This window comes from Aerosakkonema sp. BLCC-F183 (assembly GCF_041929145.1).
In the GTDB taxonomy this organism is placed as follows: domain Bacteria; phylum Cyanobacteriota; class Cyanobacteriia; order Cyanobacteriales; family Aerosakkonemataceae; genus Aerosakkonema.
The window spans coordinates 19,739-40,107 of sequence record NZ_JBHFNU010000107.1 but is presented as its reverse complement, the minus strand read 5'-3'; the positions used below and the strand labels follow the sequence as shown (position 1 = coordinate 40,107).

At 43.9% G+C, this 20,369-nt stretch carries 21 protein-coding genes; 4 read left to right on the top strand and 17 right to left on the bottom strand.

Annotated features, from left to right (window positions below; all coding sequences use genetic code 11):
* Window positions 1–91 precede the first annotated feature (91 nt).
* A complete protein-coding gene (locus tag ACE1CD_RS31530; RefSeq protein ID WP_374827300.1) occupies window positions 92–973 on the bottom strand; it encodes a hypothetical protein in 882 nt (293 codons plus the stop codon).
* Window positions 974–1,048: 75 nt separating this feature from the next.
* Here ACE1CD_RS31530 and ACE1CD_RS31525 point away from each other — a divergent pair, with 75 nt between their 5' ends.
* Window positions 1,049–2,005 carry a stage II sporulation protein M gene (locus tag ACE1CD_RS31525; protein ID WP_374827299.1) on the top strand — a complete coding sequence of 319 codons (957 nt, stop codon included), beginning with the start codon at window positions 1,049–1,051 and terminating at the stop codon, window positions 2,003–2,005.
* Here ACE1CD_RS31525 and ACE1CD_RS31520 read toward each other — a convergent pair.
* The 5 genes from ACE1CD_RS31520 to ACE1CD_RS31500 all read right to left on the bottom strand — a co-directional run bounded on the left by ACE1CD_RS31520 (window position 2,002) and on the right by ACE1CD_RS31500 (window position 8,455).
* The gene (locus ACE1CD_RS31520) at window positions 2,002–2,874 is read right to left on the bottom strand and encodes a hypothetical protein (RefSeq protein ID WP_374827298.1); all 873 of its coding nucleotides are present in this window, start codon (window positions 2,872–2,874) and stop codon (window positions 2,002–2,004) included. The two genes, ACE1CD_RS31525 and ACE1CD_RS31520, sit on opposite strands and share 4 nt — an antisense overlap.
* A 16-nt stretch (window positions 2,875–2,890) precedes the next feature.
* Window positions 2,891–4,216, bottom strand: coding sequence for a DUF58 domain-containing protein (locus ACE1CD_RS31515; RefSeq protein WP_374791529.1), 1,326 nt, complete (start codon window positions 4,214–4,216; stop codon window positions 2,891–2,893).
* A gap of 40 nt (window positions 4,217–4,256) precedes the next feature.
* Window positions 4,257–5,267, bottom strand: a complete 1,011-nt coding sequence (locus tag ACE1CD_RS31510; protein WP_374827297.1) for an ABC transporter permease — start codon at window positions 5,265–5,267, stop codon at window positions 4,257–4,259.
* 593 nt (window positions 5,268–5,860) lie between these two features.
* Window positions 5,861–7,510 carry an ABC transporter substrate-binding protein gene (locus ACE1CD_RS31505; protein WP_374791533.1) on the bottom strand — a complete coding sequence of 550 codons (1,650 nt, stop codon included), beginning with the start codon at window positions 7,508–7,510 and terminating at the stop codon, window positions 5,861–5,863.
* Window positions 7,511–7,534: 24 nt separating this feature from the next.
* The gene (locus tag ACE1CD_RS31500; protein ID WP_374827296.1) at window positions 7,535–8,455 is read right to left on the bottom strand and encodes a hypothetical protein; all 921 of its coding nucleotides are present in this window, start codon (window positions 8,453–8,455) and stop codon (window positions 7,535–7,537) included.
* 269 nt (window positions 8,456–8,724) lie between these two features.
* Here ACE1CD_RS31500 and ACE1CD_RS31495 point away from each other — a divergent pair, with 269 nt between their 5' ends.
* Genes ACE1CD_RS31495 through ACE1CD_RS31485 form a run of 3 tightly spaced genes read left to right on the top strand, consistent with a single transcriptional unit; the run spans window position 8,725 to window position 11,921 of the window.
* Window positions 8,725–9,114, top strand: coding sequence for a response regulator (locus tag ACE1CD_RS31495; RefSeq protein ID WP_374827295.1), 390 nt, complete (start codon window positions 8,725–8,727; stop codon window positions 9,112–9,114).
* Window positions 9,098–9,748, top strand: coding sequence for a chemotaxis protein CheC (locus ACE1CD_RS31490; RefSeq protein ID WP_374827294.1), 651 nt, complete (start codon window positions 9,098–9,100; stop codon window positions 9,746–9,748). Before ACE1CD_RS31495 ends, ACE1CD_RS31490 begins: the two co-directional genes overlap by 17 nt.
* On the top strand, window positions 9,705–11,921 hold the full coding sequence (locus ACE1CD_RS31485) for a diguanylate cyclase domain-containing protein (protein WP_374827293.1): 2,217 nt from the start codon (window positions 9,705–9,707) through the stop codon (window positions 11,919–11,921). Before ACE1CD_RS31490 ends, ACE1CD_RS31485 begins: the two co-directional genes overlap by 44 nt.
* 114 nt (window positions 11,922–12,035) lie before the next feature.
* Here the strand turns inward: ACE1CD_RS31485 and ACE1CD_RS31480 are convergent, their stop codons facing one another.
* The 11 genes from ACE1CD_RS31480 to ACE1CD_RS31430 all read right to left on the bottom strand — a co-directional run bounded on the left by ACE1CD_RS31480 (window position 12,036) and on the right by ACE1CD_RS31430 (window position 20,348).
* Window positions 12,036–14,771, bottom strand: a complete 2,736-nt coding sequence (locus ACE1CD_RS31480) for an HAD-IC family P-type ATPase (protein ID WP_374827292.1) — start codon at window positions 14,769–14,771, stop codon at window positions 12,036–12,038.
* 264 nt (window positions 14,772–15,035) lie between these two features.
* A complete protein-coding gene (locus ACE1CD_RS31475) occupies window positions 15,036–15,695 on the bottom strand; it encodes a Na(+)/H(+) antiporter subunit B (RefSeq protein ID WP_374791545.1) in 660 nt (219 codons plus the stop codon).
* A complete protein-coding gene (locus ACE1CD_RS31470) occupies window positions 15,695–16,264 on the bottom strand; it encodes a DUF4040 domain-containing protein (protein ID WP_374791547.1) in 570 nt (189 codons plus the stop codon). Before ACE1CD_RS31470 ends, ACE1CD_RS31475 begins: the two co-directional genes overlap by 1 nt.
* Complete coding sequence (locus ACE1CD_RS31465; RefSeq protein ID WP_374791549.1) at window positions 16,257–16,535, bottom strand: monovalent cation/H(+) antiporter subunit G; 279 nt, start codon at window positions 16,533–16,535, stop codon at window positions 16,257–16,259. Before ACE1CD_RS31465 ends, ACE1CD_RS31470 begins: the two co-directional genes overlap by 8 nt.
* Window positions 16,532–16,783, bottom strand: a complete 252-nt coding sequence (locus ACE1CD_RS31460; RefSeq protein WP_374791595.1) for a hypothetical protein — start codon at window positions 16,781–16,783, stop codon at window positions 16,532–16,534. Before ACE1CD_RS31460 ends, ACE1CD_RS31465 begins: the two co-directional genes overlap by 4 nt.
* On the bottom strand, window positions 16,783–17,166 hold the full coding sequence (locus ACE1CD_RS31455) for a cation:proton antiporter (RefSeq protein WP_374827291.1): 384 nt from the start codon (window positions 17,164–17,166) through the stop codon (window positions 16,783–16,785). Before ACE1CD_RS31455 ends, ACE1CD_RS31460 begins: the two co-directional genes overlap by 1 nt.
* Entirely contained in the window at window positions 17,151–18,599 is a 1,449-nt protein-coding gene (locus tag ACE1CD_RS31450; protein WP_374827289.1) for a cation:proton antiporter, read from the bottom strand. Before ACE1CD_RS31450 ends, ACE1CD_RS31455 begins: the two co-directional genes overlap by 16 nt.
* The gene (locus ACE1CD_RS31445) at window positions 18,596–18,931 is read right to left on the bottom strand and encodes an NADH-quinone oxidoreductase subunit K (RefSeq protein WP_374791555.1); all 336 of its coding nucleotides are present in this window, start codon (window positions 18,929–18,931) and stop codon (window positions 18,596–18,598) included. The genes ACE1CD_RS31450 and ACE1CD_RS31445 overlap by 4 nt, the downstream gene beginning before the upstream one ends.
* Window positions 18,925–19,107, bottom strand: coding sequence for a hypothetical protein (locus ACE1CD_RS31440; RefSeq protein ID WP_374827288.1), 183 nt, complete (start codon window positions 19,105–19,107; stop codon window positions 18,925–18,927). Before ACE1CD_RS31440 ends, ACE1CD_RS31445 begins: the two co-directional genes overlap by 7 nt.
* Window positions 19,108–19,339: 232 nt before the next feature.
* The gene (locus ACE1CD_RS31435; RefSeq protein WP_374827287.1) at window positions 19,340–19,579 is read right to left on the bottom strand and encodes a hypothetical protein; all 240 of its coding nucleotides are present in this window, start codon (window positions 19,577–19,579) and stop codon (window positions 19,340–19,342) included.
* A gap of 97 nt (window positions 19,580–19,676) precedes the next feature.
* The gene (locus ACE1CD_RS31430) at window positions 19,677–20,348 is read right to left on the bottom strand and encodes a response regulator transcription factor (protein WP_374827286.1); all 672 of its coding nucleotides are present in this window, start codon (window positions 20,346–20,348) and stop codon (window positions 19,677–19,679) included.
* Window positions 20,349–20,369: the final 21 nt, after the last annotated feature.

The following is a 20,369-nucleotide window of genomic DNA, read 5'->3' as shown; positions in this document are numbered from 1 at the left end:
CCGATAGGAAGTTTTGAGTTTTGAGTTTTGAGTTTTAAGTTATTAGGCAAGTTTAAATTGTTTCCAATCACTTAAAACTCGCTCAATAAATTTACATTTCAACATTGCGATCGCGTATTTGTAAATCCATCCCCTCGCGACGACTCCGCAGGTCGTAGTAGATTACGGCTTTGATGGTTTGCCAGAAGGGGATTGTTAATACTCCAGCAACTATCAATAGAACTATAAATGCCAAGATCGAACCGATTAATACTAAGCCTGCTTCAGGAGACGCAGATGCACTGCTGCTTTGGACTCCCAGAAAAATCAAAGAACCGAGGGCAAAAAACAGAGGAATTGCTGCAATAAGTGCGATTGGTGCGGTAATTAGATAGGCCACAAGTAGTATTAATTGAATTCTTACGCCCGAACCTTTGGTTAACTCCCTGCTACGGCTAACTGTTCCCGTTGCATCGACATTACTTTCTACTGCTAGGGGTAATTCGGGAATCAAAAAGCGTGCTTGAAACCAAAGTTGTACCGCCCAACTAACCAAATTTACCACAACTTGTAGCAAAGTAAAAATAGGGCTGCCTGCTGCGCTATCCCTAGAACTAGCAAGAATTAGTGTGGCGGGGATAAAAATTATAATGGTTGCCACTAAGGATATCCCCATATTGACACCAAAAATTATCAGCCCGACTAAAATCCCTGCCAGTAAAAAGCTCCACATCTTGGGAGTGACACGATCTTCCGCACTGGATGCGCTTTCTGGTTTATCGATTAATTCGCAAAATGCCAGACGTGAAATCTGAGCGTTGATCGTCGCAGCTTTCGCCCAACCATAGATAGGAATAATCGACCACAATATAGATTTGAAAGCCAGACCCAGAAATAACTTAAGATGAGAGCGGTACAGCACAAGTGCGCTACTGACCACATTCCCAACACTCAGAGGGCGGATGGGATTTGGAGGGTTAAAGTTTGATGACATAGATTTTCCTCTGCTTTGAGAGTATAGTTTTGAGGCTATCTTAAGTTACGCTGGGCATAGTCTTGGGGAAATTTTATGAATATTCAACGATGGATCGCACGACGGGAACCTGACTGGAAGCGTCTCGATGCCTTGTTGAAAAAAGTGGAGAAAAAAGGACTAAAGTCGTTACAGGCGGTGCAAATCAAGGAATTAGCGAGTTTATATCGCTCTGTGTCGGCGGATTTGGCGCGATCGCGTACCCACCAAGTCGGCAATACCCTAGTACAAGATTTGCAAATTCTCACATCCAGGGCATACAACCTAATTTACCAGGGTTCGCGACGGCAGGAATGGCAGGCATTGGTGGAATTCTATCGATGGGGTTTCCCCGCTACAGTGCAGCAAACATCCGGTTACATCGCCGCTGCTACCGCTGTTTTCCTGCTGGGTGGGTTAATTGCCTGGTGGTTTACCTGGCAAGATCCAGTTTTTCTATCTATTATGATACCCCAATATTTGATTGAAAAGGTACGAGATAAACATGAATTATGGATGGGGTCAATAGTGGGAATTGAACCCTTAGCTTCTAGCAGTATCACGATCAATAATATTAAAGTATCTTTTGCTGCTGTTGCTGGCGGAATTACAGCGGGTGCATTCACTGTTTATCTTTTATTCATGAATGGACTGCATATCGGTGCTGTTGCTACTCTAGTTGGACAAAATAATTTAGCTTATCCTTTTTGGGCGTTTGTATTTCCCCACGGTTCTTTAGAATTACCTGCTATATTTTTGGCTGGGGGTGCAGGTTTACTGATTGGCAGAGCTATTTTATTTCCGGGTAAATATAAGCGGGGCGATGCGCTCAAATTTTATGGCGGACAAGCAGCGCAGCTAGTATTCGGTATTATACCGATGTTGATTGTTGCTGGTACAATTGAGGGTTTTTTCTCTCCTAGCCCTATTGTTCCAGAACCGTTTAAGTACGTTGTCGGTATCGGTCTTTTTGCGCTGTTGATAATTTATTTTAACCGCAAGCGATCGAATTAATCTGAATCGTTTAATCCCAAACCCAAACCTTCTCGGCGATTGCGAATATCGTAGTACAAAACTGCTTTAATTGCTTGCCAAAATGGCATAATTATGGCATTGTTTAGGAACAACAATCCAATCGTAATACTCGTTTCTAAAAAGGAGTTATTGTATTTAAAATAAGCGAATGACCAATCAAAAATTTCGATAACAATTTGGTCAATTATTTGGATTGGCAAAGTGATTAAGAATGCGATCGCCAGTATCCATTGCACGCTAAATTCAAACCCATTTGTGAGATTCCAAGTGCGATTTAGCGCTTTACAGGGACTCATATTATCTTCGATTGCCAAGGGCAAGTCAACAATAAAAAAACGCGCATATACCAGGCTAATAAGCAATAAAAAAATCAACAAAATCGCAAATGTAACCAATAATACACTTATAATTGCCACAAAAGTTAAGCTTTTATTAAACCTATCCATAACTGATGGTTCTAATAATCTGCTACTTGCTTGCAGAAAAATTACCAAGATTGTAATAGTTAACAAAAATAAGCAAAAGCTCACAAAAATTATGGTGGCTATAAGCAAAAAGTTAGCAAACAAAAATTTTCCCAATCGTTGATTTATTTTTTGTTTACCCAAGAGAGACTTTTCTGTTGTTTCGCCAATCAATTCACCGAACGCCAAGCGCGATATCAGCGCTGAAAGAGCTAAAAATTTAGCCCACCCATAAACAGGAATGATTAACCAAATATGAGCTATTAAAGATAAACTTAAGTAAGACTTTAGTTTGTTGAGATAGATTTGGATAGCAATAGTGATGATATCACCAACGCTAAGCAAACGCAAATAATTTTGATGGCTGAATCGGTTATATTTCATAAGTGCTGAAAGCTAATTAAAGCTGATTTCGCGCTTTCAGTTGCAGATATCGGTCTACTAATAGATCGCTAATTTTATCTGCTGGCGCATCCAGTACCAAAACGCCTTTTTGTTTCAATTGTGCAAAGGCAACCTGACGCTGGGATAATAAATCTAAGGCGACAGCACGGCTGTAAGCACCTTCAATATTGGCGTTGGAAGTGTGCGCCAACTTGTCAACTAGGGGGTCGCGCAAGGTAACGCAAAAAGGTAAATAGCGGGGTGTCAGGCGTCCCAATGCACCCAGCAGTTCCGCTGAGGCGGTGGTATCGACGATATCTGTAATTAGGACAACTAAAGCGCGACGAGTTTGTTGATTCACGAGTTTTGTGACAGCGCCAACGTAGTCGGGTTCTAGGAGTACTGGTTGAATTGGTGTGAGTCGATCGACTAACTTAGATAATTGATGTTGACCGCGTTCTGGGGGTATCCAGGTGGTCACTTCGCGATCGAACACACCTACACCCACTTTATCTCCCCTATTCAAACCAGCTAACGCCAAGCATAGGGTAGCATTCAATCCCCAATCAAACCGCTTTAAACCCTGCACTCGCGCCGTCATCAAACGTCCGCGATCGAGTAAAATAATCAAAGTTTGCTCTTGTTCCGGTTCTAGGACGCGCACTTGCAGGGATGCTGCTGGTGTGGCTCCCAATCTCCGCGCTGTCGCTTTCCAATCCACAAAACGCGGGTCATCTCCCATCCGATATTCTCGCAGCTCCGCAAATTCCGTACCAATTCCCATCCGTCTCGCTTGGCGCATCGTACCTGTGTTTTGTAGAGTCAGGCGAATGGATAATTGTCGCAATCCGATCAAATCCGGATAAACGGCGACTTTGGTACTTTGGGGAATCTTCCAATCATCCCAAGCTAATCCCAAAACACCGAGTTGTCGAACTTGAATATCTCCCCAAGAATACTCGCCTCGGTGTGTCGGATGAACTGTGTAGCTGAGTTCCTGACTGCTGTTTTTGGGTAAGGATATTTGCAGCAATGGGGTGGAAACACCAAACTCCATCGGGTAATAGTCGCGAATTACCAGTTTTGCTGGACTCTTCCCCGTTTTTACTGATAGCGCAATTGGGTTATCGCGTCCGATCGATAATCTTCCCAGTGGATGACGGGTGATTTCCACGCGCCTTGTCCACATCGAAACTCCGTCTGCGATCGTCAATCCCAGTACAATGACATCAAATAGTAGCGTTCCCAGGATACCAGTTGACACGCTGTAAACTGAGGAGAGGAATAGGGCGATCGCTATTCCCAAGATCGATAATAAATAGACTCGTCCTGAAGGAATCATAATCTCTTAAGAATCCCCGTCGATCAGAGAGCGGGGAGTGTCAATTGTACTCGATTCTGGGATCGAAAAAGACATAGGAGAGATCGACTAACAGGTTGATTAGCACAAATGCGATCGAAACGAAGACTACTCCACCTTGGACAACTGGATAGTCTCGCGCTAAAATGCCTTCGTATATCCAGAAGCCGATTCCCGGCCAGGAGAAAATGGTTTCGGTGAGGATTGCGCCGCCGAGAAGGGAACCGAATTGCAATCCAATTGTTGTAGCGATCGGCAAAAAGGCATTTTTGAGTGCGTGTTGCCAAATGACTGAGTGTTGGGGAACGCCTTTTGCTCGCGCTGTGCGAATGTAATCTTGGGATAAAGTTTCCAGCATGGCGCTGCGGGTAATCCTGGCGATGATGGCTAGGGGTATTGTACCTAAAGTTAGTGCCGGTAAAATTAGATGCGATAGTACGTCTTTCAACAAGATTATGTCTAATTTGAGCAAACTATCCAACACGTAAAAACCTGTGATGGGTTGGAAGTTGAAAGTGGCGGCTATGCTAATTCTACCGCTGGGTGGAAGTATTTGTAGGTTGACAGCAAATAGGTAAATTAATAGCAAGCCTAACCAGTATACTGGCAGGGAAATACCAATCAAAGAACCGCTCATTAATAAATTGTCTAACCAGCTATGCTTGCGAACTGCGGCGAAAATTCCGGCGGGAATTCCCAGAATAAGCGCTACCAACATGGCGGCTAGAGATAATTCAAATGTGGCAGGCCAACGATTTCGGATTTCGTCGGCGATGGGAATGCCGCTGATAATACTTGTGCCGAAGTCGCAGCGAATTAGCTTGAGGAGAAAGGCAAAATATTGTATCGGTAAAGGTCGATCTAAACCTAATTGTTCTCTGAGTGCTGCCACCTGTTCCGGTGTGGCCCGTTCTCCCGATAATATTGTGGCTGGATCGCCCGGTATGAGTTGCAGCAAGGCAAATACTAATAGGGTGATTCCTAATAATACTGGTAGCAAGCCCAGGATGCGTTTGGCAATATATTTACCCATGTTTTTTACTGTACACCCAGCGGTAACTTTTGGTCGATATATAAGTATATTAATAATATTCCGTGACTTAATTTGTAATTTTGTATTTGACAAGCTTGTTAAGAAAAATCAATATCGCTAAATATTCTCAATTATTTTACCTATTTACGTTGTTTGAGAGATGTGGTACAGTTTAATAATCGGAGGCATCATATGACCGATTTGGATATTTTTAATTTCTTCCCGCCTCAAACCTTGATTCTCTCGTTGTGATTGCTATCCGATCGAGTGCGATCGCCCGCCTTTTCCTCCCGATCGAATCACGAGTTTTTCTGGCCAAAGTGAAGTAGATTTGGGAGTGATTTGACAAAACTAAAATTTTATGGTAATGAAATCGCTTCCAGTCACTCTTCAGATCGGATCGGGTTGCATCGATTGCTCAAAAAATCTCTTTCTTATCTGTGTTCATCTGTGTTCATCTGTGTTCATCTGTGTTCATCTGCATTCATCTGTGGTAAAAATTTAGCACTTGCTTCCCACAGACAAATTCCCGTATCAATAAAGTACAGATGCGATCGCAAAAGTTTGAGACAATCAAGCATACACCAAATATATCAATTTTTGGTAATCGTCTCAAAAGACTCAGAACCCAAAGGACTGGGAACCCAACCTTGAATATTCTTGCGTCTGGCTAAAAGCGGCTGAGAATGGACGATCGGCAAACGCACAGCTTCCTGATGCAAGATTTCATCGACCTGGGCATAGATTTTGCCTCTAGCGGTGCGATCGACCGTGGCTCTAGCTTTGTTTAAAAGTTGGAGAACGCGATCGTTTTTCCAATTGCCCAAGTCGGTAGTCGCTCCCGGCCCAAAGTGGGGATAGTAGAAACTATCGGGGTCAGCGTAATCAGCAGTCCAGCCGAGCATAAAAGCTTGAAAGCCAGGTGCTTTGCGGCGATCTTCCAAGTAAGCTGCCCAATCTTTAGTATTGAGTTTAACGCGAATGCCGATCGCATTCAAGTCGGCAGCGAAAGCTTCTCCAATCGGTTTGGGAGTCGGGAAATAAGGACGGGAAACGGGCATATACCAAAGTTCTAAATTAAAACCATTGGGATAGCCAGCTTGAGCGAGCAATTGCTTGGCTGTTTGCGGGTTAAATTTGTAGTCGGTAATTTTGGTTGATTGCGCCCACTTTAAAGATGGGGCGGTGAAGTGAGGGTCGCTTGTACCCAGGTTACCCCAAAAAGCTGGCACGATTTGCTCTTTATTGATGGCAGATGCGATCGCCTGTCTGACCCTGACATCCGCCAGCGGCTTGTAACTGGGATTGAGTGCCAAATAACCGACATTAAAAGAAGGACGAGGAACGGCGACTAAGTTGGCATCTTTTGCGATTTCTTTGCTTTGATCTGGCGCTAAATCGACAGTAAAATCGATTTGTCCGGCTCTGAGTTGGGCTAATCTAGCCGCTGGGTCGTTGATAAACCGAATTACTACTTGGTTGACTTTGGGAAAACCTTTTTGCCAGTAGTTGGGATTTTTCTGTAAAATGATGCGATCGCCCGTGCGCCATTCCTTAAAAATAAACGGCCCGGTTCCCACTGCCAACCCACTGGGAGTGCCGTAACTGGCAGCGGCTTTTTTAACGGCGGTGGGACTGGCAATGCCGAAGTAGCCAGAACCGATGGCGGCAGGAAAAACAGCGAAAGGTTGCTTGAGCTTAAACTGAATCGTAGAGTTATCGACAACTACGATATCTTGTAGCAGCGAGTTAGGTTCTCCCTTAAAACCGCCAAAAAGTTGTTGCCAAATTTCATAAGATTTACCGACATTGCGATAACCGTTGGGGTGTTTGGCATCCCACCATCTTTCCACATTAAATTTCACGGCTGCGGCATTAAAATCGGTGCCGTCGTGAAACTTAACTCCCGAACGCAGCTTAAAAGTCCAAACTTTGCCATCTCCAGAAACAGACCAAGAAGTAGCTAGGTCGGGTTGCAGTTCGCTAGATCCCGGTTTAGCTTCCAGCAAGCGATCGTAAATTTGGTAATGGACGACGATCGAATTGCCGTCGGTAATATTCCCTGGTTCCAAATTGACCGGTTGTCCGCCGGAACCGTAAACCAAGACTCCCGGTTGAGTTGCTGTTGGGGTGCTGGTGTTTTGCGTGCGGTTGTCAGTTGCAGGTTTACCACAACTCGAAAGGATGGCGGTCAAAGCACAAACTGCTGCCAAAAAGGGGATGCGCCATTTGCTGTCGTTCATCTTTTTCCTCAACTCAACTGGCGACTATTCAACGTTTACCCAAAAATCAGCCGTGACAATTTTGCCATTGCGCTGAAACTGACCCCAAAGTTTATATTTTCCCGCTTGCGGAAATGCGGTCATAAAATGAACTTCTCCGGGGGAGTTATGTTTCATAGCGTGCGCGTGAATGTAGTCTGATTTGGTCAATTTAGATGATTGTTTTACTATAACTAAATGCCCTCTTTCTCCCAAATAAGGTTGCAAATCAGCGATTGGTTGGTTGGAGTTATTCCTGAGATTGAATATTACGTGTATTGTTTGACCTGCTTTTAGTTTTGGTTCGGAAAAAGTGATATTCACCTTAGTATCGCCAAAACTCTTGGCGGTATTCAAGTCAATTTTCGGTACGGGTTTGCTGACTCCGGGTACAGTTTCTTTGAGGAGGGAAACTTGTTCTTTTTGCCCGGATGGTTTGTAATCCGCAAACAAAGTATAATTTCCCGGTTGCGGAAATTTAGCTTCTACTTCAAAGCGTCCATTTTGCTTATAAGTGGGATGGAGGTGAGCGAAATGCTGAAGGTCGTCGCTGACCACAATCAGGTGTATGAGTTTTTCCTGAAATGTATCAAACTTAGTAACTGCCTTACCCTTTACATCTTGAATGTTTATGCCTAAAATAACAGGTTTATTAGGTTGAATATTTTTGCGATCGCTCAACTGTGCTTTAGTTTGCGCTGTATTTCCCTTATCGGTATCTGTATGATGATGTGCCTGATCTTCCATCATATGTCCTGCATGAGGATCTGATGCAGCGACTGGTGTTTTCTCGCTACTCATCATGTGGCCATCATGCGGCTTTGCTGCACCTGGGTTAGATATTTCTCCAGACTTAACTGATGACGAACAACCTTGTACGAGCAGCAGTGTAGAAAATATAGCAAAGCTTGTGAGTAATGGTTTCATAGCTGATTTTACATTTGCAAATACTTGCCAACGATAACAGGTAAAGCGATCGTTAACCTTGTCATCGCCAATATCACAGAGTATAACAACTCAGGTGTAATATTTCAGACCGAATAAGTAGGAATCCCCTCAACAAATACCCTTTGGATGACGTAAAATGAATATTCAGTATCAACCAGTATGGCAAGATGCTATGGTTACTACTGTTCACCTCTGTTCTATTATTACAGAAATTTACTTAAATTAAAAAAAATTGAGGAACAAAAATAGTGGCATTGGTTTTAATCATAGAAGATGCAGCTTTGCTCCGCAAGATGCTCCAAAAGATCTTGAAACCAGAGGGCTACTCCATTTTGGAGGCGGCGAATGGATTGGAAGGTCTGGAGATGGTTCGCGCCCATAAGCCAGATTGTGTTGTGCTAGACCTTTTAATGCCCGAAATGGGGGGGCTGCAAGTTCTCAAAGCGATGCGCGAAGAAGGTTTGCAAGTGCCGACAATTGTAGTCACAGCAGACGTTCAGGAAAGCACTCGTCAGGAATGCTCGCAACTGGGAGCCTTGACAGTTCTCCACAAACTACCGAAATCAGACGATCTGAGGCATTGGGTCAAAAAGGCTCTAGGGGCGACCCAGGAAGGAATGTATGAACCTAACTGTTGACCAAATAGATATTTTGCAGGAATTAGTCAATATTGGCGTGGGTCGAGCTGCTGGCGTACTCAATGAGATGATCGGTTCTCCGATCTGCCTGCGAATCCCTTACATCAAGCTGCTTTCTCCTCCTGAGTTGTGTCCGGAGCTGAAAAAGAGATTCAATGGAGATCTACTTTCCACGGTACGCTTGAACTTCAGCGGCGCATTTAGTGGCACTGCCGAGCTAATTTTTCCGACTGAAAGTGCATCTACCCTTGTAGAGGTTCTCACAGATGAGGTTGTGGGTACTCCCGATCTCGATTCTGTCAAAATAGGAACCTTGCTGGAAGTGGGCAATATAGTTCTCAACGGTGTCATGGGTTCCCTAAGTAACGTGTTAGCGCAACATCTAGAATACTCGCTACCCACTTACCTAGAAGGTATGGTTGACAGGTTGCTTATGTCTAAGGAACTTGATGCCAATGCCAGCGTTTTTTTGGCGCATACCCGTTTTACGATCGAGCAACTACAAATTGCTGGAGATATTATTTTAATTTTTAAAGTGGGTTCCTTTGACGCCATGCTTAAAGCCATTGAGCTAGCTTTTGAGAGTGATGATGAACGAGATTCAGGCTGCCCAGAAAGATTTCGGTATTCTTGATCGGGTTCCCGAAGGGGTTTGCGTTCTCCGAGAAGATTTTAGCGTTCTTTTTTGGAACCGATGTTTGGAAGACTGGACGGGAATTTCTAGAAGCGAAATCCTCTTAAAGGATATCGGCATTTATTTTCCGCATCTGCATCAGCCTAAGTACACCCATAGACTGAAGCAAATTTTTGAAGGAGGGCCACCAACTATCTTTTCCGCACAACTACATCAGTCGATTATTCCCGCTCAGCTGCCGGATGGAAGGTGGCGTATCCAACATACGACTGTAACGGCTGTACCGGCTGGGAATTTTAGATTTCGCTCTTGCTGGGATAGCGCTTCGGGATATGGTTTTCGATCGCACGATACTGGTGTGCAGTTAGATATTGTCAAAATTCGCCAAAAACCCAGTAGTTCCCATCTCGAAGGTGTTGGCGAGGCTGGCAAAAATAAGAAGCGCGTTACCAAGTATAAACGGATCGGATTTGTGAAGCGTAATTCTCCCTTGTTTGGCGACAGCCTTAAACAGAACGAAGGAAAGATCGCCAAAGTTGAAAATCGCAATTCGTTTTATGCCCTTTTAGTAATAGAGGATGTGACGGATTTGACACACCGTATCCAAGATTACCGCGTTATGCGCGATCGAGCTTTGGAAGAAGTTAAAGAACGCAAAAAAATTGAAGATGCACTAATCCAAAGCCAGCATTTTATTCAAAAAATTGCTGATGCTACTCCATATCTTATCTACATTTATGACTTAGTGGAAAAGCGGTATATATATTTCAATCGCCAAGTAGATTTATTGTTGGGTTATACAGATGAAGAGATTATACAGGGGGGCGGTCAGTTATTTGCTAATTCGATCCATCCTGAAGATTTATCGCAAGTCACCGCACAGATGGAAAAGTTTGCCATTGCACAAGACGGTGACATTCTTGAAAGAGAGTATCGCATCAAACATCGATCGGGTGAATGGTTTTGGTTTCACAGCCGGGAATTGGTTTTCACGAGAACGCCTGAAGGTATGCCCAAACAAATTCTAGGTACAGCTGAAGATATCAGCAAGCGGAAATGGGCAGAAGAGGCTATGCGGTTGCAAACCGAACGAGAGCGGCTGATGGGGGTAATTACTCAGCATATCCGGCAGTCTCTGAACCTGGATGAAGTCCTCAACACTGCTGTGACGGAAGTGCGGCAATTTCTTCAGACCGATCGCGCTCTGATTTTCCGCTTTCAGTGTAGCACCCATAAAAGCAGCCGTATTCTAAAAGTGGGCAATGTGACGGTAGAATCTCTAGCTCCCGATTGCACATCTATAGTAGGAAATATTATGCCTGACTGTTGTTTGAATAGCAATAGTTTTGCTTACTATCAGCAGGGTAAAATCCGCGCCATAGAAGACATTTATACTGCCGCTAATTTCCCCAGATGCCATATTGAACTATTAAAAAATTGGGGTGTAAAAGCCAATTTAGAGGTTCCGATTATGCAAGGAGAAAATTTATGGGGACTGTTGATGGTGCAGCAGTGTAAAGCATCTAGAGAATGGCAGCCTTTGGAGATAGAGTTGATCGAGCAACTGGCAAATCAATTAGCGATCGCTATTCAACAAGCAGAACTTTATCAACAATTGCAAGCAGCCAACGAACAGTTACAGCGCTTAGCAAGTTCAGATGGTTTAACGCATCTAGCTAATCGGCGGAAGTTTGATGAATATTTAATGCAGCAGTTGTTGATTTTAGCACGCGAAAAACAGCCTTTATCTTTAATTTTGTGCGATATCGACTCTTTTAAAACCTATAACGATACCTACGGACATCAAGCAGGAGATGAATGTTTGCGTTTGGTTGCTAAAGCTATTCAGCGGGCAGTGAAGCGCCCAGCAGATTTAGTTGCCCGCTATGGAGGAGAAGAATTTGCTGTGATTTTGCCTAACACCGATCTCAAAGGGGGATTGCGAGTGGCAAAAGAAATCCAAATTAGAGTCAAAGATTTGCAAATTCCCCATACTGCTTCATCGGTGAGCGATACGATTACTTTAAGTGCTGGACTGGCTTGTGTCATTCCCACTCCAGATGTGTCTCCAAATGAGTTGGTTGCTACTGCCGATCGCGCACTTTATCAAGCCAAAAAATGGGGACGCGATCGCATCGTGATGAACAGCGAATCTTGTCTGAGTCAAGTCTAAGAGGGGAAAGGGGTTAGGGGCTAGGGCAAGAGAGAAAGGGAAGAGGAAACAGGGAAAAGCGAAAATATTAATTCTTCCACTCCCCCCCTCCCCCACTCCCCCACTCCCCCCTCATCAATTGGGAGGATCGAAGCGGTTAACGGAAGCAGCGATCGCAATCATCGGTAAGCTAGCACCAAAACAAATCAACCATTGATCCAGCGTCATCGGCGCAGTTTGAAATATGCCATTAATAAACGTAGAATTAGCAAAGATAATTTGCAGGATTACCGCTACCACAATTCCCACTGCCAAAGCAGGCGCACCGCTCACTTTTTCCTGAGAACCATTAAACTTAGCCATCAGAGAAGGTAACAATTGGCTGATGCTCAATAGATAAAAAATCCTCCCCATCACTAAAGCTTGAATTGCCATTGTACGGGCTAATTCTATACTACCCCAATCTGCTTGTCGCACCCATTCAAACATCCCGAAAATCAAAGTCCAGTTATAAAGAGAAACCGCCAAAATTCGCTTAATGCGATTCTGAGTTAGGAAAGGTTCGTTCGCCGGACGGGGTGGGTTTTTCATTACCCCAGCAGTCTTCGGTTCAAACGATAGCGGCACCGTCATAGTGATAGAGTTAAGCATATTCAGCCAGAGAATTTGTAGCGATAAAATCGGCATTTCTCTGCCCAATAACGTGCTAATTAAAATTGTCATCGATTCTCCACCATTAACAGGCAGAATAAAGCAAATTGCCTTCAAAAGGTTTTTGTAAACCGATCGCCCTTCTTCCACCGCCGCCGCAATGGAAGCAAAATTATTATTAGTTAGTAACATATCGGATGCTTCCTTAGAAACTTCCGTACCGCTACCCATCGCAATACCGATATCCGCTTGTTTGAGGGCGGGTGCATCATTTACACCGTCCCCCGTCATCGCCACGATTTCGCCTTTCGCTTGCAAAGCTTCCACAATTCGCAGCTTTTGTTCTGGGGCGACGCGGGCAAAAACTACGCCTTCCTCTACCGCTTCTGCGAGTTCGTTTTTCTTCATTTGGGCGAGTTCCGCACCCGTGTAGGCGACGATTTTCTTGTTGCGGTTGCGGAAACCCATTCTGCGAGCGATCGCTTGAGCGGTAGTTACGTGATCGCCAGTAATCATTTTTACCTGGATACCCGCAGCTTGGCAGGCGTGAACAGCTGCGATCGCTTCTTTTCTCGGCGGATCGATCATCCCCTGCAAACCTAAGAAAATCAGCCCTGCTTCCAGATCGGTATGATTTACCGTCTTTTGCTCGTTCGGTACATTTTTCTTCGCAAAAGTTAGCACCCGCAAACCTTGTTTCGCCAAAGTTTCCACAGCTTTTTCAATCGGTGCTAAATTTAACTCGATAACATTGCCTTTCCCATCCAACATTGTCTGGCAACGTTTGAGAATTGCCTCTGCCGAACCTTTGACATAAATAGTTTTACTTCCGCGAGTTTCATGCAGAGTTGCCATATATTGAAAATCAGATTCAAACGGAATGGAATCTAATCGGGGATTCAATCTTTCTACAGCTTGTTGAAGTAATCCGGCTTTACTACCAGCAGTAATTAACGCGCCTTCCGTCGGATCGCCAATTACTACCCAATTTCCATTCTTCTGCTCTAAATGAGAATCATTACACAACAATCCCGCTAACAAGCATTCTTGTAATGTATGATAATTTTTAACATCAATTGGTTGTTGATTTTGCAGGATTTCCCCTTTGGGATTGTAGCCAGTACCGCTAACCGTATAGCCCGCACTTCCAGCATAAATTGCTTGTACTGTCATCTGATTTTCGGTCAAAGTTCCCGTTTTATCGGAACAGATAACAGTGGCACTTCCGAGGGTTTCTACTGCTGGCAATTTGCGGATAATCGCGTGGCGGCGTGCCATTCTCGCCACACCCACAGCTAAAGTTACTGTAATAACTGCTGGCAAACCTTCCGGAATTGCACCCACAATTAAAGCAACTGCTGGTTCTACCGCATCTTTAAAATTTCTTTGTCCTAAACCTACCGCAAAAGTAAGGGTAGCCATGAATAGGACAAAGTACAACCAATTTTGACTGAATTGATTGAATTTGCGAGTTAACGGAGTGGTGAGATCTACTCTTTGTTCGATTAATTTGGAAATTTTACCTGTTTCGGTATTATTTCCCGTAGCAACAACAATACCGCTACCTTGTCCGAAGGTAACGAAACCTCCCGCATAAGCCATATTGCTGCGTTCTGCGAGTGGAGTTTCTGGCGGTAAAACTACTGTTCCTTCTACTTCTTCGTATTTTTCTACTGCTACTGATTCGCCAGTAAGTGCTGATTCATCTATTTGCAAATCGCGGACTTTAATTAATCGCAAATCGGCGGGTACTTTATCGCCAGAGGTGAGTAAAACTAAGTCACCGGGAACCAATTCTTCCGAGGAAATTTTTAATTTTTTGCCGTCGCGAATCACGGTAGCTTCTGTGCGGACGGCGGAAGCTAAAGCTGCGATCGCATTTTCCGCTTGCGCTTCCTGAGTAAAACTAATAATCGCGTTCGTAGTAGTGACGCCCCAAATTACCCCAGCGTTGATCCATTCACCCAGTATTGCTTTAATTGCGCCCGCACATACCAAGATAATCAGTAGTGGCTGATTAAATTGAAGTATAAACTTTAACCAAGCTGGTTTTCCTTCCTTCGCAGTGAGTTGATTTAAGCCAAACTCTCGCTGTCTTTCCCCTATTTCGCTGGCTGATAAACCGTTCTCTAAGTCAGTTTCCAGAATAATTGCTACTTTATCTTCTGGTAGATTATGCCATTGGTGTTCTTGGAATTCATTAGTAGCTGTTAAAGTCATATTGCCACCTCAAAACATTACTCTTATTTTTGAAAATAGGTTTAAAAATTTGATGAAAGCTTGATGAGAAAATTCTCACCCAGTCATACCAAGCCAGCTTGGATTACGCTGTTTTATTGTCTTCTTCTTCTCTCGGTGACTTCTGCACCTGGAACAGTTCCTTAAAAAGGGGTATAACTTGGATGTTGGGATTCGCTCTGCTCATCCCAACCTACAAATTGATGAAAAAAATTTATGCCCCTAAGTATCGAATAACTTCATCTTTCACAACAATCCTCGATAGCGAATAAAAATCAAAACCACCGCCCAAGACCCCAAAGCCACTTTTATTGCTACCAAGATATTGAGTATAGGAATTACTCCCCCGCTGACAAGTAAACCCATCTGTCCGTGCGGTAATTCATATCCAGCCAAAGTCAGCACTGACAAGATGATAAAAATAAGCACCGAAAGCTTCTCGGAAGTAGCGGCGAAACAGCGCTTGTAAATCGCCTGCATCCTTTCCGGTGATGAGGTAATGGCGATTAGACCGATCGCAGTTCCACCCGCCACACCCGCCGCAAATCCACCGCCTGGGCTGAGATGTCCCCGAATCGCCAGTTCGATACTCACCAAGGCGGAAATAGTTGCTCCCAAACGCGCTAGTACAATGGAGGGTCGATCGGTAAATTGATAGATTTTGCTGGTGGGTTTTTCATTAGCTAGTAGAAAATTAGCCCCCATAATGGCGATCGTAAATACTACGACTTCAAAGATGGTGTCATACAGCCGATTCCGTAAAATAATCCCAGCGACCGCACTAGGTACACCACTATCTTTGACGATCGCTTCTACAATAGAGAGATCGAAGCCCAGCGATGCGTTTGGTAATACCAGCATTTTGATGTAAAATGCGATTCCTGCTGCAATGTAAACCCATTTCATTAATGTTTCTGCTCCCCTGATTCTGATGCACTAACATAAGTCAAGCTCGTAGCAGGTGTGGAAAGTTCGCTTTGCATAATGTCATAAAGACGTTGCAGCCTAGTTACAGTTTGATAGGGTTGCTTTTCTTTGTCCTCATCCACTGCTTGTGTAGCGCAAATAGTGTGAACTTCTTTTTCCATTAGCGCCCGATGCAACTCTTCCCTATCCATGTACGGGACTAACTCCAGACGCATATAATGTTTGCGAAAAATCGTGCGTAACTCATTCATTATTTGCCCAAAATGTCTTTCAACTTCGGCTTGAGCTAACTCATCTTTCAGCACACCCAGACGCATCACCAGGGAAGAACGCACCGCCACCGCATAGAGAGTAATTGCTAACAGCGTCCCCACCAAAGCTTCTGTCAGCGCTACATCCGGCGCTCCTAAAATTGCATATAACATTGCCGATATTGCGCCCAGTATTCCCCGAATGACCAAAGCATCGTAGGGATTAACCTGAAGCACTACCATCAAAGCAGCTAAAGGCAGTAGGGCAGTGATGATATAAACATAGCTATCATTCATATTTCCCCCGGCTACTTGCACAGTATGCCAACACATATCCCAACATCGTATTCCACAGTGCCAAACAGATAATGGCGAGGAGCAACAAAGGCCATTCTCTGGGTCTTTTCAGCAAAAGTCCAAACATAATACTCATCGATCCAAGCGTATCTGCAACTGAAAGACTGTGCAGTTTGAATAAGACCGATCGCTGAGTGAGGAGGTGAGAAGTTCCCCAAAATGAGAAGAAAATTCCTATACCTATGCAGGTATAACTCAATAGGTCAATCATGCTTCGCCGATCCTCTTGATGATTTGTGCGAGTAACATTAAGGCGGCATTACCTACAGTTAGGATCATCACGCCGACAATCCCGATCATCCAATCATCGCGCAATACAGAGACAAACAAAATTGTAATTGCTGCCTTGGTCGAGATACTGCCAAAGGCCAACATTCTTCGCCAGATATCCTCATTTTTCCAAGCATCGTAGATGGGAATTAGCAACGCTAGAATCATGGCAATTAAGAAGAAGTTCATCATGGGCTTTTCCTCCGGCAAACCCGGTGTACTTCGTAGCAACCATCTTCGCGATATCTCAACACAATGGTTTTGGGTGTAAAGGTGATTAAGAATATATCGAGAAAGATCAAGCCCGGTGTACGTCGTTCTTCGACTCGTTCGAGGACGACATCTTCGTAGTGATGGGGACGCAAGATGATATCGAATGCCTCAATATACGCCTGGGGAATCGCGACGATGATTTTTCCCAGCACACTCAGCCAATCGTCTAACGCTCCAGGGGATTTGTAGCCCAAGGGCAATAAGATGGCTATGTGAATACCCAGGAAGATATTTATCCAACTAAAATCAGCAGTGAGCAAAAACCAAATCAGTAATCGCAATATTAAATCCCCAGCCATGCAAACCCCATCCAAAATAGTAGAATCAAAACCAGACTCATAAAACCGACCAAATCGTCAAATTTCTCTCCGAAACGCGGCAACTTAATTTTTGCGTGTTTAAAAATCAGCAAGTATGCCAGCCATCCTAGAGCGATCGTTGCCAGTGGTTTGATGATATTTTCAAGATTGTAGGCGTCATAATAGACAACATTTGCTCCTATCAGTCCGCCGATTAGCACTATCATCGCTGCCCAAAACCCAGGATGATTATTCTGTTTTTTTTCTGTTTTTTGATGAGGTAAAAAGATGAATTTAGCAAAGGATATTGCGGTTCCAAGTGCGGCAATATTCATAGCGATAACTTGCCAAGGAACTAGATTCTTCGTTGTCAAAACCTTCGCGCCAAAGCCGGACAACAAAGGAAAACCCGATATCGAGAAACTCGCCATCACTAGGGCGATCCAAATTGAGGTATCGATCGGCTGATGTTGCAGTTCTTTAAAATTTCGACTCGGTAAAACCCCCGCAATTAAAAAAAGTGCGGATTTGACCAAGCCGTGGGTCAGCGCATAAAATCCGCCGACTTTAGGTGCCGCAAGGACAAAGCCTAATTGGGAAACCGTGTGAAAAGCCAGCATTCGCTTGCTATCCTTTTCAAATACGGCATAGAAAACGCCTAGCAGGGCTGTAGCGACGCCGAAGAACCTGACAATGGGGTCGATCTCATCCAAAACTAACGCGCAACGCACGAGGGGAAAAATGCCGCTTTTAACGACAATTCCCGACAGCAAAGCCGATACTGGGCTTTCCGATTCGGAGTGGGTCAAGGGTAGCCACAATCCGGATACAAAAATACCGCCTTTTACTAATAGTCCTAGAAAAATTAGGGCAAGTGCTTCTGGAGGCGACCCCCGCAAACCTGCAAAAGCAAAGGAATGATGAGCTTGATAGACTAGAACTGCGCCAATTAGATAAAACAACATGGCGATGTTGCTAACAAAGAGATAGCGCAAGCCTACCCAAATCGATCGATCTGTGCGGGGATAAGCTATTAAAAGAAAGGCGGCGATACCGCTTACCTCTAACGCTACGTATAAACTGACAAAATCGGCACAAACAAAGGCGGCGTTGACGCTACCGTGCAAAATGATTGCTTGGGCGTAAAAAAAAGCGCTCTTCCCAGTATCCCAGCAGTAGAGAATAACGGCAAGGGTGACGAGGGCGTTGGTTAAGATAAAGAAGCCGCTTAATTGGTCAGCTTCTAATGTGACACCAAAATTATCGAGTAATATCAGTTTTAGCGGTGAGGGTTGGGCAAATAGCCAAAAGGCATATGCAGCCGAAACAATAGCTGTACCCAGACTGAGATATCGATCGAGTTTGGGGAGTAGATAAATGACGAACCCCACAAAAAACGGGAATGCGATCCATGCGATCGTTATGTTATTCATGGTGTATTGTTTTTCTCGATCTCGTTACTTTCTAAGGTGGGATTATCTCGTGACAGCTTCATTACTCCGACTAGCATTAAAGCTTGAATCGAAAGACCGATAACGATCGCGGTTAAAATCACCGCTTGGGGTACTGGATCGGCATAAGAGCCATTTTTGACAGTGGATAAAATGGGTGTTAAGAAACCGTCTCGCGATGCAACTACTACGTAATAGGCGACCACCCCTGCACTCATGACATCCATCGAGACAATCTTCATCACCAGGTTCTTTTTGAGGATGGTGCCGAAAAATCCGCACAATATTGTGGCGAATACGAATGCTTCTAACACGGTAATTGCCTGTTGGGTAATGGTCGATCGTAATTAGGTTGGAGAGAGTTTACGATTTCCGATATCCAGTTTGATTGCTCTGAGGCTAAGTCAGTTTTGAGAATATATGCAAGTTTATCTGCTGGCAGATTATGCCATTGGTAGTTTTGTAATTCCTTGGTAGATGCTAAGATCATCTCGCTCCCACACCAAAAACGTTATTGTTATTATTTTTATAGATAAGTTTAAAAGTTTCATGAAAGTCAGATGAGAATTTTCTCATCTAATCCAATGCAACCAACCCGGTTTTTCCAATAAACCGGATTTTTGATTCGATTTGGTTGTAGTAATTTAGAAGAATATATTGTTTCAGGGAGCGGTTTAAATCTAGAAAAGCACTTTTTTCGCGACAGTGGGTACGTACCAGACTTATTTCTTAAAAACGGCAGTAATAATAGTTGTGATGGTTGCCGTTGCTAATAGACCGAATGCTAAGTTGACGACCCTCTGGGATGCTTGTTGATAAACGCTAAAACGGATATTCAACTCTTTGGCATTTTCTGTTAGTTTTTCGATCGCTTCTGTATTTTTTTCGATCGCTTCCGCATTTTTTTCGACCTTTTCAGCTAATTTATCGAGCATTTCATCAGTCCAGCGTTCGGTTGCCATTGGTTTTACCTCTAATTTTTTGGATGATATAATTATATCACAAGATAACTTTTCCTTGCTCGATCGATGACGATTTCCTCACTTTAAATCTTCCAATCTACGTACAAAATCGATATCCCATTCCTCTGACAGTTTCTATTTTATCGCTACCTAATTTTTTGCGGAGATAACCGACGTAAACATCGACAATATTAGAACCGGGATCGTAATCGTAACCCCAAACGCGATCGAGCAGTTGTTCTCGACTAAAAACTTGTCCGGGATGTCTGACGAAAGTTTCGGCTAAAATGAATTCACGAGTGGATAATTCGACAGTGCGATCGCCTACTGTAACGCGGCGCGATCGCAAGTCCAACACGATATCTCCTGTGCGAACGATCGTATCATCTTTGCTAGTAGCAGAAGAAGTGCGATCGCGCAACCTTACCCTCACACGCGCCAACAATTCTTCAAAGCGAAAAGGTTTCGTAACATAATCATCCGCACCGCCTTCCAATCCCGCCACTTTATCAGTGACATCATCGCGTGCTGTGAGAATAATTACAGGAATTTTTTCTCCTCTACCTCGCAATTCCTCTAATACTTGGAAACCATCTTTTCCAGGTAAACCAATATCTAGAATTAACAAATCAAAATCTTTGCTATCAGCGATACGAACTGCTGCATTTCCGTCTTCTACTACCACGGTAGTAAAGCCATTAGCTTTCAATCCTTTTTCTAGAAAGGAGGCAATACGCGGTTCGTCTTCAGCAATTAGGATGCGATTCATTTTATATCTATCCTCAACGCG

What these genes read in the sequence shown, in the direction of transcription:
- ACE1CD_RS31530 (WP_374827300.1), bottom strand. Translation starts at nt 973, where the DNA reads ATGTCATCAAACTTTAACCCTCCAAATCCCATCCGCCCTCTGAGTGTT.
- ACE1CD_RS31525 (WP_374827299.1), top strand. Translation starts at nt 1,049, where the DNA reads ATGAATATTCAACGATGGATCGCACGACGGGAACCTGACTGGAAGCGT.
- ACE1CD_RS31520 (WP_374827298.1), bottom strand. Translation starts at nt 2,874, where the DNA reads ATGAAATATAACCGATTCAGCCATCAAAATTATTTGCGTTTGCTTAGC.
- ACE1CD_RS31515 (WP_374791529.1), bottom strand. Translation starts at nt 4,216, where the DNA reads ATGATTCCTTCAGGACGAGTCTATTTATTATCGATCTTGGGAATAGCG.
- ACE1CD_RS31510 (WP_374827297.1), bottom strand. Translation starts at nt 5,267, where the DNA reads ATGGGTAAATATATTGCCAAACGCATCCTGGGCTTGCTACCAGTATTA.
- ACE1CD_RS31505 (WP_374791533.1), bottom strand. Translation starts at nt 7,510, where the DNA reads ATGAACGACAGCAAATGGCGCATCCCCTTTTTGGCAGCAGTTTGTGCT.
- ACE1CD_RS31500 (WP_374827296.1), bottom strand. Translation starts at nt 8,455, where the DNA reads ATGAAACCATTACTCACAAGCTTTGCTATATTTTCTACACTGCTGCTC.
- ACE1CD_RS31490 (WP_374827294.1), top strand. Translation starts at nt 9,098, where the DNA reads ATGAACCTAACTGTTGACCAAATAGATATTTTGCAGGAATTAGTCAAT.
- ACE1CD_RS31485 (WP_374827293.1), top strand. Translation starts at nt 9,705, where the DNA reads ATGAACGAGATTCAGGCTGCCCAGAAAGATTTCGGTATTCTTGATCGG.
- ACE1CD_RS31480 (WP_374827292.1), bottom strand. Translation starts at nt 14,771, where the DNA reads ATGACTTTAACAGCTACTAATGAATTCCAAGAACACCAATGGCATAAT.
- ACE1CD_RS31475 (WP_374791545.1), bottom strand. Translation starts at nt 15,695, where the DNA reads ATGAAATGGGTTTACATTGCAGCAGGAATCGCATTTTACATCAAAATG.
- ACE1CD_RS31470 (WP_374791547.1), bottom strand. Translation starts at nt 16,264, where the DNA reads ATGAATGATAGCTATGTTTATATCATCACTGCCCTACTGCCTTTAGCT.
- ACE1CD_RS31465 (WP_374791549.1), bottom strand. Translation starts at nt 16,535, where the DNA reads ATGATTGACCTATTGAGTTATACCTGCATAGGTATAGGAATTTTCTTC.
- ACE1CD_RS31460 (WP_374791595.1), bottom strand. Translation starts at nt 16,783, where the DNA reads ATGAACTTCTTCTTAATTGCCATGATTCTAGCGTTGCTAATTCCCATC.
- ACE1CD_RS31455 (WP_374827291.1), bottom strand. Translation starts at nt 17,166, where the DNA reads ATGGCTGGGGATTTAATATTGCGATTACTGATTTGGTTTTTGCTCACT.
- ACE1CD_RS31450 (WP_374827289.1), bottom strand. Translation starts at nt 18,599, where the DNA reads ATGAATAACATAACGATCGCATGGATCGCATTCCCGTTTTTTGTGGGG.
- ACE1CD_RS31440 (WP_374827288.1), bottom strand. Translation starts at nt 19,107, where the DNA reads ATGATCTTAGCATCTACCAAGGAATTACAAAACTACCAATGGCATAAT.
- ACE1CD_RS31435 (WP_374827287.1), bottom strand. Translation starts at nt 19,579, where the DNA reads ATGGCAACCGAACGCTGGACTGATGAAATGCTCGATAAATTAGCTGAA.
- ACE1CD_RS31430 (WP_374827286.1), bottom strand. Translation starts at nt 20,348, where the DNA reads ATGAATCGCATCCTAATTGCTGAAGACGAACCGCGTATTGCCTCCTTT.